Consider the following 14,937-nt stretch of genomic DNA (forward strand, 5'->3'; position numbering starts at 1 on the left):
CTTTGAAGCGTGGACGCCAGTTCGCGTGGAGCCATCCTTGAAATACCACCCTGGCAACTTTGAGGTTCTAACTCAGGTCCGTTATCCGGATCGAGGACAGTGTATGGTGGGTAGTTTGACTGGGGCGGTCTCCTCCTAAAGAGTAACGGAGGAGTACGAAGGTGCGCTCAGACCGGTCGGAAATCGGTCGTAGAGTATAAAGGCAAAAGCGCGCTTGACTGCGAGACAGACACGTCGAGCAGGTACGAAAGTAGGTCTTAGTGATCCGGTGGTTCTGTATGGAAGGGCCATCGCTCAACGGATAAAAGGTACTCCGGGGATAACAGGCTGATACCGCCCAAGAGTTCATATCGACGGCGGTGTTTGGCACCTCGATGTCGGCTCATCACATCCTGGGGCTGAAGCCGGTCCCAAGGGTATGGCTGTTCGCCATTTAAAGTGGTACGCGAGCTGGGTTTAGAACGTCGTGAGACAGTTCGGTCCCTATCTGCCGTGGACGTTTGAGATTTGAGAGGGGCTGCTCCTAGTACGAGAGGACCGGAGTGGACGAACCTCTGGTGTTCCGGTTGTCACGCCAGTGGCATTGCCGGGTAGCTATGTTCGGAAAAGATAACCGCTGAAAGCATCTAAGCGGGAAACTTGCCTCAAGATGAGATCTCACTGGGACCTTGAGTCCCCTGAAGGGCCGTCGAAGACTACGACGTTGATAGGTGGGGTGTGTAAGCGCTGTGAGGCGTTGAGCTAACCCATACTAATTGCCCGTGAGGCTTGACCATATAACACCCAAGCAATTTGTTGACCCGATACAGGGCACCAGATTGCGGTGTGTGAAGACGCTATGAACCGAAAGTTCGCACAACACACAAACCTATCGCATACCCATTCGCTGGAACGTGACCGTAAGGCACGCGCTGGCTACCGAATTTCTTGACGACCATAGAGCATTGGAACCACCTGATCCCATCCCGAACTCAGCAGTGAAACGATGCATCGCCGATGGTAGTGTGGGGTTTCCCCATGTGAGAGTAGGTCATCGTCAAGATTAAATTCCGAAACCCCTATCTGCTGACGCAGGTAGGGGTTTTGTTTTTGTGCCGAAAAAAAAGGATGACCTGAAGAGGTCATCCTTTTTTTGCATCAATGGTTAAGCCCCAGGGACCGGGCAGCTCAGATCACCTTCTTCGCACTTGAGGTAGGTCTTGAGCGTCTCGACCCGGGCCTTGGTTACGGCTGTGGCGCAATTGCTGTGGACCAGCGGATAGACGCTACCCCCTTCGACTCCGGAGGCAGAAAAATTGCATTCGGCGTCACGGAAGCTGATCCAGGCCCGCTGTGCCTTGACCAGTAGCTGCTTGGCCTGCGGGTCATCTTTAAGGCGTGCAGTGATCTGCTTGTACAGACTGTTCAGCTCGTCGTCAGCGGCTTTGTTCTCTTGGGCTGCGCACTGGTTCATTGCTCCCTGGGTGCTAGCATTGGCGCAGTCATCGGCTTGGACAATACTGATAAAAAGCAGCGGCGTCAGGCCCAGAAACAAGCGTGGGAACATGGTCGATCTCTCCTTGATGGGATTTCTAAATGCCGAAGGAGTGTACCCAAACGCTGGGTCGATACAACTTTCTGGTTGGCCTCGTGGTCTTACAGGCCTAGGGTTGAACACAGGAGGTGACTCATGCATTCATCTGATCGCATCGAAAGAAAAATTCTGCTCAAGGCGCCGCGCTCTCAGGTCTGGCGGGCCTTGGCCAATGCCGAAGCCTTCGGTCAATGGTTCGGCGTCGCGCTTGAAGGCAGACGATTTGTCGCGGGCGAGCGTACCCAGGGGCAGATCACCTATCCTGGTTATGAACACCTTATCTGGGACGTTGCGGTAGAGCGGGTCGAGCCGGAGCGGGTTTTTTCGTTTCGCTGGCATCCGTACGCCATTGAACCGCAGGTGGACTACTCTCAGGAACCCGAAACGAGGGTTCAGTTCGAACTTGAAGACATGGATGGCGGCACCTTGCTCAAAGTGGTGGAGTCGGGCTTTAACGGTATCCCGGAGGCGCGTCGGCTTAAGGCTTTTCGTATGGACAGCCGTGGTTGGGACGAGCAGATGGCGAATATCGAAGCATTCCTGGCCAAGGCCTGATCCTCAGTGCCCGTGCATCTAAGGGTTTACGGAAGGGCTGCTATAGCGAATGTCTTACACGCCATGGTTGCTATATCGTCTGTTGCGCTTTGGATCCGATGCGTAATCTGTACTCAACCACTGAAGCACAGGGAGTGCTTCAGGATCAGGGACGATCGACCTTGCAAGGATGGCTATCGACAGGGAGTCGTGATGGTCTTGGAAAAACCCGCCTCGGCGGGTTTTTTTTCGTCTGCAGAAAAGCCGACCTATCAAGCCAGGCGTCGCGCCATGGTACGGTCGGAACCATCAGCGGCAAGTGCCTGCCCAGGTGTGCGGTCGGAACCATCAGCGGCAAGTGCCTGCCCAGGTGTGCGGTCGGAACCATCAGCGGCAAGTGCCTGCCCAGGTGTGCGGTCCGAACCATCAGCGGCAAGAGTCTGCCCAGGCGTGCGGTCCGAACCATCAGCGGCCACAGGCTGCTGATATCCGAGCGTTTGCGTAAAGAAACGGTCCTGCTGCTGGCTGGGCAGGGCAAAGGCACTGACGCTCAGGACGAAAGTGGTAACGGCGATCAAGGAACTGAAAGTTTTCATGGCGATGACTCCGGTCATATCAAAAGGGGTTGAGTGCCGGGTCGTTCAGATGTCGCGATCTGCTGAACCCGTTGCAGCCCGGACGGTAGTCTTGCTGCATGGGTTCAGAGTAGGGGCGAGGAGGGGGACGCCGTTAGACGGATACTGCCCTTGGTTTGCCTGATCCTGTTTGTGTGCAGGATCAGGCGCGACTCATCTGCAAGGCCTCGGCACGTAGCCGGGCGATGTCCTTGCTCGGCGAGGCCCCGAATAGACGGCTGTATTCGCGGCTGAACTGCGAGGGGCTTTCATAGCCCATTTTGTAGCCGATTGACGAAACGTCGCTGTTCTCCGCCAGCAGCAGCCGTCGGGCTTCCTGCAGGCGCAGCTGTTTCTGGTATTGCAGCGGGCTCATGGCGGTCACGGCTTTGAAGCGATGGTGCAGTGCCGAAGGGCTGAGATTGATCATTTGTGCCAGGCTATCGATGCTCAGCGGCTCGGCATAATGGGTGTTGAGCCACTCGATTGCGCGACTGATACGGTGGGTTTGCGTGTCGGGTATGGCAATTTCGTGCAAGCGCTGGCCCTGGGCACCCCGTAGCAGGCGGTAGAAAATTTCCTGTTGGGCCAAGGGCGCGAGCGTGGCGATATCGTCCGGACTCTCCAGCAGCCGCAGCAAACGCAACACCGCATCGAGCAGCGGCGCATCGATGCGGTCCAGGAATAGTCCTCGATCGGTTCGTTGGGCCGGTACCCCAATGGGGCTGGCGTCGGCGATCAGACGGCAGATCTGCGCCGGGTCGATATCCAGGCGAATGCACAGGTAGGGGCGCTCGGGGCTGGCTTCGATCACCTGACCCGCCAGCGGCAGGGTGACCGAGACCACCAGGTAGTTGAGCGAATCATAGACGTAGCATTCATCCGCCAGCCGAACCTCTTTGCGCCCCTGGACGATCACGCACAAACCGGGCTTGTGGATCGTGTGCAGGGCTTCGGTGGGCTGGTCGCTACGGATCAGGTGCAAGGTCTCGATGGCGGTGGGATGAACGCCGAATTCCGGGGCGAAGCGCTTCATCAGTTCCGCCAGTTCGGTGCGGCGCTGGTTGACGCCGTCCTCAGGCGTTACGTGTATGGACGTGGATACCGACATGCCGATCTATCTCCCTGGCCAAATGGGTGGACCGCGCTAGTAAAGCCGATTGTGCGCCCGGCGACCAGAGGCGGTTTTATCGCTACAGGATCGTGCAAGGGCGCAGGAGGATCCGGCTAACCCAGACACGGATCTGCTCCCTAATCTGGACCTGTCAAAACGCTCCCATCGGGGGGCCATACATCCAGACGAGGAAACCATCATGTCCGCTATTCAAAACAAAGTTGTGGTGATCACCGGCGCCAGCAGCGGTATTGGCGAAGCCGCCGCACGGTTGCTGGCTGCCCGGGGCGCACGAGTGGTGCTGGGTGCGCGACGCGTCGATCGCTTGCAGGCGCTGGTGCAGGAACTTGAAGCCGACGGCCAGCAGGCTGCTTGCAAAGCCGTGGACGTGACGCGCCGTGATGATGTGCAGAGCCTGATCGACTTCGCTGTCGAGCGATTCGGCAAGGTCGATGTGATCGTCAACAACGCCGGGGTCATGCCGCTCTCCAAACTCGAGGCGCTGAAAGTTGACGAGTGGGATCGCATGATCGACGTCAACATTCGTGGTGTACTCCACGGCATCGCCGCCGGTTTGCCTTTGATGCAACGCCAGCGCAGCGGCCAGTTCATCAACATTGCTTCCATTGGTGCCTACACGGTCAGCCCGACGGCGGCGGTGTACTGCGCCACCAAGTTCGCCGTGCGAGCGATTTCCGAGGGTTTGCGCCAGGAGGTCGGTGGTGACGTACGGGTGACGGTGATTTCCCCTGGCGTAACCGAGTCGGAGTTGGCCGAAAGTATTTCCGATGAAGGTGGGCGCGCCGAGATGCGCGAGTTTCGCCGGATCGCCATTCCCGCCGAGGCGATTGCCCGGGCGATTGCCTACGCCATTGAACAGCCGGACGATGTGGACGTCAGCGAACTGGTGGTGCGCCCGACGGCCAGCCCGTTCTGAATTGAATCGATGCGGCAGGAGATTCTTCATGTCTTGTGTGGTGAGGGGATAAAACCCCTCACCACCTTTTTTTGGGGGGACTGATTGGCGTTAATCGTTATTGCAGTGCCAATCGCGCCGCTGCCCGTTGAGTAATCTGCGAGCGCACTCGAAACGACTCTGCTGCGCGTCGGTTGGCTTCTTCCAGCACCTGGGTCGGCGCGGTCTCCGGGCCGCCGGCGGTGAACGGCGGGGCCGGGGCGTATTCAAGCTGTAGCTGGACCAGCTCGGCGGTGTCCTGGTCGAACAATTCGGCCGCCAGGGTCAAGGCAAAATCGATCCCGGCGGTGATGCCACCACCGGTGAACAGGTTGCCGTCGCGTACCACGCGGTCCTTGACCGGTGTGGCGCCCAGGGTTTGCAGCAGACTGTGATAAGCCCAATGGGTGGTGGCCCGTTTACCCTGCAATAAACCCGCCGCGCCAAGCACCAGCGAACCGGTGCACACGGAGGTGATGTACTGCGCGTGGGCCGCCTGTTGCTTGATGAACGCCAAGGTCTGCTCATCTTCCATCAACGGCCCGACGCCGCTGCCGCCCGGGATGCAGATCACGTCGAGCTTGGGGCACTTCTCGAACGTGGTGGTCGGTAGGAGTACCAACCCGGTGCTGGCGGTGACTGGGGCCAGGTCTTTCCAGATCAGGTGCACCTTCACGTCTGGCAGCGAGGCGAGCACGTCATAAGGGCCGGTGAGGTCCAGTTGTTGAACCTGGGGGAATAACAGAAAACCGATCTGCAACGCCATGGCGCTTTCTCCTGAAGTGATGCCTGAGGGGTGGACGGTTTAACTTTAGGCCCGTAGGCTCTGGCGTATACGCCAATAAGCCCACGAATTACGCCAATATGCCAAACCCACCGAAAACCGTTCATGTACTGGCCTTTGCCAACGTGCAGGTGCTAGATGTCACCGGGCCCTTGCAGGTCTTTGCTTCGGCCAACGACCTGGCACGCCAGCAAGGCTTGCCGTTGCCTTACGCACCCACCGTGATTGCTGCCGGTGGCGGGGCGGTGATGTCGTCGGCGGGGCTCGCGCTTATGGCCGAGCCGCTGCCGAGCGTGGGTAGCGACACATTGCTTATCGCCGGCGGTTGGGGGGTGTACGAGGCGGCGCAGGACGCGGCGCTGGTGGCCTGGGTCAGGGACCATGGTCTGCGCTCGCGGCGCGTGGCGTCGGTGTGCACCGGGGCGTTCCTGCTGGCCGCCAGCGGTTGGTTGGACGGACGTCGGGTGGTCACGCACTGGACCCGTTGCGAACAACTGGCCAGGCAGCACCCGCAACTGCGGGTCGAACCCAACCCGATTTTTATCAACGACGGCCCGGTCTGGACTTCGGCGGGCGTTACGGCCGGCATCGACCTGGCGTTGGCCCTGGTGGAGGACGATTTGGGTCGCGCCATCGCTCTGGAAGTCGCCCGGCAACTGGTGGTGTTCCTCAAGCGTCCAGGCGGTCAATCGCAGTTCAGCGTGACCTTGTCACTGCAGAATCAGGGCAGTCGTTTTGATGATCTGCACGCCTGGATCGCGGAAAACCTCACCCAGGACCTGGGCTTGCCGAGTCTGGCGGCAGAGGCGGGGATGAGCGAGCGCAGTTTCGTGCGTCACTACCGTGCCGACACCGGCCAGACGCCAGCGCGGGCGGTGGAGCTGATTCGTGTGGAGACCGCCCGCCGGCTGCTGGCCGACACAGCACTGCCGATCAAGCGGGTCGCGGTGCAATGCGGCTTTGGCAGCGAAGAAACCCTGCGCCGCAGCTTCCTGCGGGCCATGGGTGTGACGCCCCAGGCGTATCGCGAGCGTTTCGCGGTCAGTCCTCAAGCAGATCCAGCAATGCCCTGAGCGTGGCCTGGGGGGCTTCCTGGGGAATGTTGTGGCCGACACCGGCGAGCACTCGACGCTCGTAGACACCGCTGAAATGTTCGGCGTCTTCGTCGAACTCAGGTGCAGGTCCAACGCCGTCATCGGCACCGCACAGGGAGATGCTCGGCACGCTGATGGCCGGTTGCGCGGTCAGTCGTTCCTCCATCCACTCCAGCGTCGGGTCGCCCGGTGCGTACATGAAGCGATGACGGTAGGAATGAATCACCACCTCGACGAAATCCGGGTTGTCGAAGGACGGGGCACTGAGGGGATACAGCGCTGTGCCGCGTGTCCAGGTCGGTGACCACAGGCGCCAGAGCAACTGGCACAGTTCGCGCCGGTTCTGTGTCAGGCTCTCGACGCCCCGGGCGCTGTGGAAGTAATACTGGTACCACAATCTGTGCTCGGTCTCAGGGTCCAGCGGCTGAGTCGATCGGGGAATGTCCTGCACGTTATAGCCATCGCCGGTCACCAGGCAGCGAACCCGTTCGGGCCACAGCGCCGCCACGATACACGCGGCCCGCCCGCCCCAGTCGTAGCCGCACAACCCGGCTTGGGGAATGGCGAGTGCCTGCATCAGGTCCAGCAGATCCTGGGCCAGCGCCGCTTGCTGGCCGGAACGCAGGATGCTCGGGTTATTGAACCGGGTCGGGCCGTAGCCGCGCAGGTACGGCACGATGACCCAATAGCCGCGCTGGGCCAAGGCCGGTGCGACTTCATCAAAGGCCCTGGGGTCGTAAGGGAAACCGTGCAGCAGGATCACTGGGGCGCCGCTGGCGGGGCCGTGCTCTTCGTAGGCGATGCGCAGCAGAGGCGTCACCGCGAAGTTGATTCTGGGCGCCTGGTTCATGTCGGTCTCCTGCACGGCTCGGTTGCCGTTATGCGGGTTCCTGATTCACATATTTGGCCCGATCCGGCGTGAAGGTCACGATCATGTTCGTGCTGGAGCAGGTCAGGGTGCGGTCCTGGGACAGATCGATGTCCAGGTCTTCACCGCGCAGGCCCTGCCATTGGGCGAGGTACTTGAGGCAGCCGAACTTTTCGTTTTTCTTCAGGCTGCGACTGACACCGCCTTTCCAGCCGAGCACCGGCAATTCACCGGCCAGGCAACGCTGCGCCAGATCGGGAAACTTCAGCGCCCGATCGCGGCCGATTTCCCAGCACTTGATCAGGCCCTTGTCTTGGCCTTCCCAGAGGTCTTCCCGGGTCAGGCCTGTTCGGGGCGGGGTGGTGATAGAGCGTTTTACATGGGTCATGTCAGATCCTTGAATCGGGTTTTATCGGGCAGCTCCGCTGCACCCTTGAGTGCATCGATCTTAGGAGGGGTTTACAGGGCTGGCAACCTGAAACCGGCGGCAGCGATAGATGGAGAAATGTTGGTGCCCGCTTCTGTGGCGAGGGGATTTATCCCCGCTGGGCTGCGTAGCAGCCCCGAAAACGGTCAACTCGGTCTGTCTGGCAAAGTGGATTGGCCTATGGACGGGCTGCTACGCAGCCCAGCGGGGATAAATCCCCTCGCCACAAGGGTGTGGAGTTCCTACAAAAAAATAGGTGAACCGGAATTTTCCGACGAGTCGTGGCGGTTGCTGGTTCGGAAACGGCGGGGCTAGGCTTTGCCGGTCGCTGCAAAATCAGCGACCGGGTTTGGTCACCCGTCCAATGTCAGGCGCACACGCGCCAACCTCAGCATGTCGGCGCTTTTTTGTGTGCTTGTCGGTATGCTTTGCGGTGGGCTGTGCGCGGGGCACTTTCGAGTGCGCCGGGTGCCTGACTTCCCGGTTGACCAACCTGCGTATAGCCCACCACCCCTCGTTTGGTCACGAGGTGAGTGGGCTCAATTTCAAGTCAGGAGCTTCACAAATGGTCAAGATCACCCCCAACCCTCCACGCGCCGAAAACCTGTCCGCCTACACCACCCTCGACACCAAAAAACTCCGCGAAGCCGCTGACCGGGCGCTGAATGTCCACTTGTCTCCCCCAGCCCCAGCCAAACCCGACACCCAGGACGGCCAGATATTTTCAGTGGTCCCCGGCCTCAACACCGAATCCGTGCTGACCAGCCTCAGCGAAACCCTGGCTTCGGCCAACGCCATGGTCAGTGACCTGGCATTCGAGCTGGAAGGTTCCCGGCGGCATGTTGCGCTGGGGATTCAGCAGTTGATTGAGCTGGGTACGTTGCTGGCCAATCGAGCGTTGGATGATCTCGAACTGGCTGAGTCGGCGCGGTAGCAGATACACCACTTGTTGTACTGAGCTTTGGTGGTGCAGGGTGGGAGCAAGGCTTGCCCGCGATGAGGGCGACTCGATTTCACGACCGCGTCGCCTTCATCGCGGGCAAGCCTTGCTCCCACAAAAGCCCGTGCACAGCGGGGAATACGTTCACTCGCCAGCCCGGCTCACGGCTGCCAATGCGTTTTGTCCCCACTCAATTTGCGGTCCAGGAAGCTGGCGGCGCTGATCAGCGCCAGGTGGGTCAAAGCCTGGGGGGTGTTGCCCAGGTGGTAGCCGTGGCTGTCGAACTCTTCGGCGTACAAGCCCAGCGGGTTGGCGTAGCGCAGCAGTTGTTCGAACTCCAGTTGGGCTTTTTCCACACGGCCGGCGCGGGCTAGGCATTCGACGTACCAGAACGAACACGCGGCGAACGAACCTTCAATGCCGCTGAGGCCGTCAACGGGGCTTTCGTCGTTGCGGTAGCGGTAGACCATGCCATCGCGCACCAGGTCTTTTTCAATGGCATCGAGGGTCGAGAGCCAGCGCGGGTCGCGGGCGCTGACGAAGCGCACAAGTGGCATCAACAACATCGAACCGTCGAGGGCGGTACTGCCCAGACGCTGGATGAAATGCTGCCGTTCCTCGTTCCAGAAATTTGTCCAGATGTCTTCATAGATGGCCTGGCGAGTCTGGTCCCAGCGGGCGAAAGGTGCGGGCAAGGAGCGTTTGACCGCGAGGCGGATGGCGCGATCGACGGCGACCCAGCACATCAGCCGCGAATGCAGGAAGTGGTGCTTCTCCCCGCGCATTTCCCAAATGCCCACGTCTTTGTCCTGCCAGATATCACAGACCTGATCGACCACATTGACGGCGTGTTTCCAGCCCTGATGGGAAATGGCTTCGCCGTATTTGTTGACCAGATACACCGCGTCCATCAATTCGCCGAAGATATCCAGTTGCACTTGTTTGTAGGCCAGGTTGCCGATGCGCACCGGCTTGGCATGACCAAAGCCGCTGAGGTGTGGCAGTTCGACTTCAGGTAGCTCCAGCCTGCCGTCCAGGCCGTACAGGATGTTGAGTTTGATCGGCTGATCGCAGCAGTCGCTGACCCGGCTCCGCAGAAAACGCATGTAGGCGTTGGCTTCTTCAACGAAGCCCAGGCGCATGAACGCGTAAACGGTGAAGGACGCGTCGCGGATCCAGGTGTAGCGATAGTCCCAGTTGCGCTCGCCGCCACGGGTTTCCGGCAGGCCGAAGGTCGCGGCGGCGAGGATGGCGCCGTGTTTGCGTGAGGTCAGCAGTTTCAGCGCCAAGGCCGAGCGGTTGACCATTTCCCGCCAGCGCCCGCGATAGGTGGATTGGCCAATCCAGCCGCGCCAGAACGCCAGTGTTCGCTCCAGGCATATTGCGCTGATGTCATCCTGAAGCCGCGGGTCGTCAATCCCGCCCAGCAGGAACTCGGCGCTCTGGCCTTGTTCCAGCCTGAACTCGGCCACCGCCGCCCGGTCGTCCAGGGTCATGAGCTGATCGGAACACAAACGCAAGCCAGGTTGCCCCGGTGCTTCGAAGCAGATGTGATCGCCGTCACGGCGTGCGCTGGTGAGGCTGCGGGCGTAGTCGTGGCGTACCGCGCAGCGCATGCGAAACGTCGCGCTGCCGAGGGTCATGCTCACTTTGCGGATCAATACCGGCAGGTCATCCTCGCTGTCGCCGATGGGCAGCAGGTCGGTGATTTCCACCACGGCGTCATCACTCAGCCAGCGGGTTTGCAGTACGTTGGTGTCAGGCAGGTAGATCTGCTGGCGACGGGCATTAGGCAGGTCCGGCGCCAGTTGAAAGATCCCCGCGTCCGGCGTGTCCAGCAGCGAGCAGAAAATTGATGGGCTGTCGAATTCCGGCCAGCAGAAAAAGTCGACACTGCCTCGGTCATTCACCAGCGCAGCACTGCGCATGTCGCCGATGATGCCGTGGTTCTCGATAGGGCTTTGGGTTTCGTGATAGTCAGCCATTGCCGTGGAACCCCGGATAAAGGCTCATCCCGCCATCGATGAACAACGTGGTGCCTACCACGTAATCGGACAAGTCCGACGCCAGCCAGACCACCGCGTTGGCGACATCTTCCACATCGCCGATACGCCCGTAAGGAATCAGCTCCAGCAATTTCTGCTCCTGTTCGCCTTCAGTGACCTCGCGGTTGATGGCCGTGCGGATCGCGCCGGGCGCGATGCTGTTGATGCGGATGCGCTGGTGGCTGATTTCCTGGGCCAGACTCTGCATCAGCAGATGGACGCCGCCCTTGGAGGCAGCGTAGTTGATGTGACCGGCCCAGGGGATGCGCTGGTGCACTGAGCTCATGTGGATGATTTTGCCGGCGGCCCGGGACACGCCCTGGCGAATGCCCTGCTGATTGAAAATCCGCAGGGCGGCACGGGCGCAGAGGAACTGGCCGGTCAGGTTGGTGCCGATCACGGTGTTCCAGTCCTCCAGGCTCATGTCGACGGCGGCGGCGTCTTTTTGCAGGCCGGAGTTGGCGACCAGGATGTCCAGCGTGCCAAAGGCTTCGACAGTCTGGGCGAACAGTCGCTCGACATCCGGCTCCTTCGACACATCGGCACCGACGGCGATGGCGCGTCCACCGTTGGCGTTGATTTCACGGGCCAGGTCTTGCGCCGGGCCGGCGCTGGAGTGGTAGTTGAGCACCACCGCGGCACCGGCGTCTGCCAATGCCCTGGCCGCGCCTGCACCAATGCCGGAACTGGCGCCGGTGACCAGGGCAACCTGTCGGGCGAGGGATATCTGCATGGTCTAGCACCTTGAGTTGAGGGCTTTACCTGCTGACTGGTATGAGGTGCGTGGAGTTCATTTGGGTGAAGCAGTCTTCACGATGGAATGAACGCGCCACCCATGGCGAACACAAAACCTGTGGCGAGGGGATTTATCCCCGCTGGGCTGCACAGCAGCCCCAGAACCTGGCAACGGTGATGTGGCAGACAGTTTGAATGGGGCCGCTTCGCGCCCCAGCGGGGATAAATCCCCTCGCCACAAAGGCCGCTCGCCTCAAGTCAGCGCTCACCAACCCCGCCCCGAATTCACCCAGAAGTTCACTGACAACGAAGTGGACACCGACTCCACCTGATGGAACCAGCCTTCAGGCAGGAACAGCAGATCCCCGGCCTCCAGCGTCACCCGCAGGAAGGTCACGTCACGGGCGCGGGGGAAGCGCTGGTAGTCCGGCGCGTCCGGGTTGAAATCGCAACCGTCCAGGCCGCCTTGGGGCGCCGTGGACCAGGTGCCGAGGGCTTCGCGGTGATGGGGGGCGGCGAGGGTGAAGATTTTCTGGCCCCAGACCTGGGCGAACAGGTTGTCGGTGTCGTCGCGGTGCAGCGGGGTGAGGGTGCCCTTTGGGCCGATCCAGATGCGTGGCGGGATGAACAGCGACGGGTCGAAATAGGGCGGGTAGTTGATTTGCTCCATCAATTGCGCCGGCAGGATGTTGTTGCCCATGTAGGCCGGCGGTTCACCATCGGCGCCCTTGACCGCCGGGCTGTCCAGAGAAGCAATGAAATCGGCCATGGACGTGGAGCGGAAGTCCCGCTCGGTGGAGAAGGTTTTCTTCACGTAGTCGCCGTGGCGGGTGATGCCTTGCAGCTCGGCAAAATGCACCAGGGATTCTTCGCGACTGAGCTTGAACAACGGCCAGTCCTGCAAGGCATTGCTGATGACCACCGGAATGCCATGGGGCAGGTAGCGCGCTTGAAACGCTTGCACCGACAGCTCGCTGCGCGGGCGACGTTCCACGCTGCGCTGGGTCGGCAGGCTGGCGGTGAGCTTTTCGCTGAAGCGCGGCGGGGTGGGATAACGCTTGTTCATGTCGACCTTTTCCACCGCGCCACTGCCGTGGCGGGCATGCTCGATGATCTGCGGCAACAACGTCGCCAGGCCCATGTTGCCGCCGATCTTCAGGCGTCCGCTGGCGAACAGCTCCTCGACATTGGCCACACCGGCCATGATCCCGAGAAAGTCCTTTTCCGCCACTTCAATGGTCACGTCGGGGCTGCTGTGGCGACCGGCCTGGATGCGGCTGCTGGTTCTGACCTCGGACCAGTACGCCTGCTGGGGGCCGAACACGAATTGGAAAACACCTTCGATACCAACGGCGCCCGCGTTGGCGAACAGTTTGCCCAGAATGGTTTGCAGGTCCACGGCGGTCACTCTTGTGGGTTTTGGTCTGAGCAGGTAACGAGGGCCGGGACCGGAAATTTAACCCGCGCTGCTTCGTTTAGCGGGTCGCGACCATGAACACACGGGGGAAGGGCAGCAGTACCGTTCCATCGTCCATGGCCGGATAAGCCTGTTCAACGGCGTTGAGATACTGTTGCAGGTATTGCCCGCGTTGCACCTCATCCAGCGGGTCGAGAAACGGCCGCAAGCCGCTGCCCTTGAACCACTCCACCACGCCGGCGGCGCCCCCGGCCAGCGGGTGATGGTAGGTGGTGCGCCACACGTCGACACGGGTGCAATGGGGCTTGAGGATCGAGTAGTACAGGCTGGCATCGGCCACTTCCGTGCGCGTATCGGCGGCTCCGGCCAGTTGGCTGGCCCAGGGCCCATTGGCGGCGATTTCCCGCATCAAGCGGTGGGACGGCTGGTGCAGGGTGTCGGGCATCTGGATCGCCAGGTTGCCACCCTCGGCCAGTTTGCTGACCAGTGACGGCAGCAGGGTTGCGTGGTCGGGCAGCCATTGCAGCACCGCGTTGGCGAAGATCACATCGAAGGGGCCGGGTTCGTCCCATTGGCCGATGTCTGCGGTGTCGAAGGCCACTTCGGGCAGGCGCTGACGGGCGGCCTGTATCATGTCGCTGGAACTGTCCAGGCCACGCACCGTTGCCCCGGGAAAGTGCTCCACCAATAATTCTGTGGAATTGCCGGGGCCGCACCCCAGGTCGATCACCGAGCGCGCCTGCCCCGGCGGGATGGCCGCCAGCAGGTCCCGGGCCGGACGGGTGCGTTCCTGTTCAAACGTGACGTATTGCTTGGCAGACCAGGTCATGGCGTTCTCCTTTGCGATGGGGCGAGCCGAGATGCCGCCAGTATAGGGGGCGTGTGAGGCCATGGGGCAGGTACGGCGACACTGACTAATTCAGACTGTCGCCAGTTCGTTATCTTCCATACACAACTGATCGGAGAAAACCGCGGTGACTCAACTGACCTTGCTATGCCTGCCGTATTCCGGCGCCAGCGCCATGGTTTACAGCCGCTGGCGGCGCAAGGTGCCGCAATGGCTGCAGGTGCAGCCGGTTGAGCTGCCGGGGCGCGGGGCGCGTTTCGGCGAGCCGCTGCACACCGACATGGGCCCGTTGGCGATGCAACTGGCCCGGGAACTGCGCCCCACGCTCCAGGCCCCTTATGCGCTGTTCGGCCACAGCCTGGGCGCATTGCTGGCCTGCGAAATCGCCCATGCCTTGCGCGAGCTGGGTTGCCCGGAACCGGTAGCGCTGTTCGCCTCGGGCACCGCAGCGCCGACGATGCGCGCCGATTACGACCGCGGTTTTGCCACACCGAAAACCGATACTGAATTGATCGAACAACTGCGCACCCTCAATGGCACCAGCGAAGAAGTCCTGGCCAATGAAGAATTGATGGCCCTGACCTTGCCTGTGCTGCGGGCGGATTTTCTGCTGTGCGGGCGCTTCCAGCCGCGAACCCGAGCACCGCTCAAATGCCCGGTGCACGTGCTCGGCGGCACCACCGACAAGGCCAGCACCGAGCAACTGATCGGCTGGAGCCGGGAAACCTCCGGCAGCTTTTCGGTGGACATGCTGGCGGGCGGGCACTTTTTTATCCATGAGCACGAGGCCAGGGTGCTGCGCCTGATCAAGGATCAGTTGAGCGTGCATCATCGACGGCATGGGTTAGCAATCAGCGCCTGATGCTCTGATTCACAAACAATCTGCTTTTGTGGCGAGTGAGCTTGCTCCCGCTGGGTTGCGAAGCGACCCCTACCAGGCGTCGGTTCTTTTGCGGCCGGGAGCTTCTGCGACTGCTGCGCAGTCGAGCG

Annotated in this window: 15 protein-coding genes and 2 rRNA genes (1 of these 17 only partly in view); 7 read left to right on the top strand and 10 right to left on the bottom strand. The window is 61.1% G+C overall.

The genetic code is table 11. The features are described 5' to 3' along the window. Positions 1-776: ribosomal RNA gene (locus HQ912_RS09810) — 23S ribosomal RNA — on the top strand (it extends 2,116 nt beyond the left edge of the window). A gap of 150 nt (positions 777-926) precedes the next feature. Further along, positions 927-1,042 (top strand): 5S ribosomal RNA (gene rrf / locus HQ912_RS09815). Positions 1,043-1,144: 102 nt separating this feature from the next. On the opposite strand, the gene HQ912_RS09820 is transcribed toward rrf, so the two are convergent. Then, complete coding sequence (locus tag HQ912_RS09820) at positions 1,145-1,546, bottom strand: lysozyme inhibitor LprI family protein (RefSeq protein ID WP_047230566.1); 402 nt, start codon at positions 1,544-1,546, stop codon at positions 1,145-1,147. Positions 1,547-1,669: 123 nt separating this feature from the next. On the opposite strand from HQ912_RS09820, the gene HQ912_RS09825 reads away from it, so the two are divergent. Then, a complete protein-coding gene (locus tag HQ912_RS09825; RefSeq protein WP_047230567.1) occupies positions 1,670-2,128 on the top strand; it encodes an SRPBCC family protein in 459 nt (152 codons plus the stop codon). A 251-nt stretch (positions 2,129-2,379) separates the two neighbouring features. Here HQ912_RS09825 and HQ912_RS09830 read toward each other — a convergent pair whose 3' ends face one another. Continuing rightward, positions 2,380-2,703 carry a hypothetical protein gene (locus tag HQ912_RS09830; RefSeq protein WP_173406725.1) on the bottom strand — a complete coding sequence of 108 codons (324 nt, stop codon included), beginning with the start codon at positions 2,701-2,703 and terminating at the stop codon, positions 2,380-2,382. A gap of 181 nt (positions 2,704-2,884) precedes the next feature. Continuing rightward, positions 2,885-3,832: an AraC family transcriptional regulator gene (locus HQ912_RS09835; protein ID WP_047230448.1), complete on the bottom strand. Its 948-nt coding sequence runs from the start codon at positions 3,830-3,832 to the stop codon at positions 2,885-2,887. 202 nt (positions 3,833-4,034) lie between these two features. Between HQ912_RS09835 and HQ912_RS09840 the strand changes: the two genes are divergently transcribed. Continuing rightward, positions 4,035-4,772, top strand: coding sequence for an SDR family oxidoreductase (locus tag HQ912_RS09840; RefSeq protein ID WP_047230449.1), 738 nt, complete (start codon positions 4,035-4,037; stop codon positions 4,770-4,772). A 97-nt stretch (positions 4,773-4,869) separates the two neighbouring features. On the opposite strand, the gene inhA is transcribed toward HQ912_RS09840, so the two are convergent. After that, positions 4,870-5,556, bottom strand: a complete 687-nt coding sequence (gene inhA / locus HQ912_RS09845) for an isonitrile hydratase (protein WP_047230450.1) — start codon at positions 5,554-5,556, stop codon at positions 4,870-4,872. Between the two features lie 98 nt (positions 5,557-5,654). Here inhA and HQ912_RS09850 point away from each other — a divergent pair, with 98 nt between their 5' ends. Next, positions 5,655-6,647, top strand: coding sequence for a GlxA family transcriptional regulator (locus HQ912_RS09850; RefSeq protein ID WP_047230451.1), 993 nt, complete (start codon positions 5,655-5,657; stop codon positions 6,645-6,647). Here the strand turns inward: HQ912_RS09850 and HQ912_RS09855 are convergent. Together HQ912_RS09855 and HQ912_RS09860 are read right to left on the bottom strand one after the other, a co-directional pair. Further along, a complete protein-coding gene (locus tag HQ912_RS09855) occupies positions 6,616-7,518 on the bottom strand; it encodes an alpha/beta fold hydrolase (protein WP_107322199.1) in 903 nt (300 codons plus the stop codon). The genes HQ912_RS09850 and HQ912_RS09855 overlap by 32 nt on opposite strands. A 28-nt stretch (positions 7,519-7,546) precedes the next feature. Next, positions 7,547-7,924 (bottom strand): hypothetical protein, encoded by a 378-nt coding sequence (locus HQ912_RS09860; RefSeq protein ID WP_047230453.1) that lies wholly within the window; start codon positions 7,922-7,924, stop codon positions 7,547-7,549. Positions 7,925-8,528: 604 nt separating this feature from the next. Between HQ912_RS09860 and HQ912_RS09865 the strand changes: the two genes are divergently transcribed. Further along, a complete protein-coding gene (locus tag HQ912_RS09865; RefSeq protein WP_076383879.1) occupies positions 8,529-8,897 on the top strand; it encodes a DUF6124 family protein in 369 nt (122 codons plus the stop codon). Between the two features lie 167 nt (positions 8,898-9,064). Here the strand turns inward: HQ912_RS09865 and HQ912_RS09870 are convergent, their stop codons facing one another. The 4 genes from HQ912_RS09870 to tam all read right to left on the bottom strand — a co-directional run bounded on the left by HQ912_RS09870 (position 9,065) and on the right by tam (position 13,929). After that, on the bottom strand, positions 9,065-10,888 hold the full coding sequence (locus HQ912_RS09870) for a glycoside hydrolase family 15 protein (protein ID WP_173406726.1): 1,824 nt from the start codon (positions 10,886-10,888) through the stop codon (positions 9,065-9,067). Then, the gene (locus HQ912_RS09875; protein ID WP_076383881.1) at positions 10,881-11,681 is read right to left on the bottom strand and encodes a glucose 1-dehydrogenase; all 801 of its coding nucleotides are present in this window, start codon (positions 11,679-11,681) and stop codon (positions 10,881-10,883) included. The genes HQ912_RS09870 and HQ912_RS09875 overlap by 8 nt, the downstream gene beginning before the upstream one ends. A 267-nt stretch (positions 11,682-11,948) precedes the next feature. Then, the gene (locus tag HQ912_RS09880; protein ID WP_173406727.1) at positions 11,949-13,082 is read right to left on the bottom strand and encodes a cupin-like domain-containing protein; all 1,134 of its coding nucleotides are present in this window, start codon (positions 13,080-13,082) and stop codon (positions 11,949-11,951) included. A 76-nt stretch (positions 13,083-13,158) separates the two neighbouring features. After that, positions 13,159-13,929 (bottom strand): trans-aconitate 2-methyltransferase, encoded by a 771-nt coding sequence (gene tam / locus HQ912_RS09885; protein ID WP_047230458.1) that lies wholly within the window; start codon positions 13,927-13,929, stop codon positions 13,159-13,161. A gap of 145 nt (positions 13,930-14,074) precedes the next feature. Here tam and HQ912_RS09890 point away from each other — a divergent pair, with 145 nt between their 5' ends. Further along, a complete protein-coding gene (locus tag HQ912_RS09890) occupies positions 14,075-14,809 on the top strand; it encodes a thioesterase II family protein (protein ID WP_047230459.1) in 735 nt (244 codons plus the stop codon). Positions 14,810-14,937: the final 128 nt, after the last annotated feature.

It is taken from the genome of Pseudomonas sp. MPDS (genome assembly GCF_013283895.1).
GTDB classification, from domain to species: Bacteria; Pseudomonadota; Gammaproteobacteria; order Pseudomonadales; family Pseudomonadaceae; genus Aquipseudomonas; species Aquipseudomonas rhizophila.

Bases quoted from the DNA above. Each gene is read 5' to 3' on its own strand.
- HQ912_RS09820 (WP_047230566.1), bottom strand. From the start codon at position 1,546: ATGTTCCCACGCTTGTTTCTGGGCCTGACGCCGCTGCTTTTTATCAGT.
- HQ912_RS09825 (WP_047230567.1), top strand. From the start codon at position 1,670: ATGCATTCATCTGATCGCATCGAAAGAAAAATTCTGCTCAAGGCGCCG.
- HQ912_RS09830 (WP_173406725.1), bottom strand. From the start codon at position 2,703: ATGAAAACTTTCAGTTCCTTGATCGCCGTTACCACTTTCGTCCTGAGC.
- HQ912_RS09835 (WP_047230448.1), bottom strand. From the start codon at position 3,832: ATGTCGGTATCCACGTCCATACACGTAACGCCTGAGGACGGCGTCAAC.
- HQ912_RS09840 (WP_047230449.1), top strand. From the start codon at position 4,035: ATGTCCGCTATTCAAAACAAAGTTGTGGTGATCACCGGCGCCAGCAGC.
- inhA (WP_047230450.1), bottom strand. From the start codon at position 5,556: ATGGCGTTGCAGATCGGTTTTCTGTTATTCCCCCAGGTTCAACAACTG.
- HQ912_RS09850 (WP_047230451.1), top strand. From the start codon at position 5,655: ATGCCAAACCCACCGAAAACCGTTCATGTACTGGCCTTTGCCAACGTG.
- HQ912_RS09855 (WP_107322199.1), bottom strand. From the start codon at position 7,518: ATGAACCAGGCGCCCAGAATCAACTTCGCGGTGACGCCTCTGCTGCGC.
- HQ912_RS09860 (WP_047230453.1), bottom strand. From the start codon at position 7,924: ATGACCCATGTAAAACGCTCTATCACCACCCCGCCCCGAACAGGCCTG.
- HQ912_RS09865 (WP_076383879.1), top strand. From the start codon at position 8,529: ATGGTCAAGATCACCCCCAACCCTCCACGCGCCGAAAACCTGTCCGCC.
- HQ912_RS09870 (WP_173406726.1), bottom strand. From the start codon at position 10,888: ATGGCTGACTATCACGAAACCCAAAGCCCTATCGAGAACCACGGCATC.
- HQ912_RS09875 (WP_076383881.1), bottom strand. From the start codon at position 11,681: ATGCAGATATCCCTCGCCCGACAGGTTGCCCTGGTCACCGGCGCCAGT.
- tam (WP_047230458.1), bottom strand. From the start codon at position 13,929: ATGACCTGGTCTGCCAAGCAATACGTCACGTTTGAACAGGAACGCACC.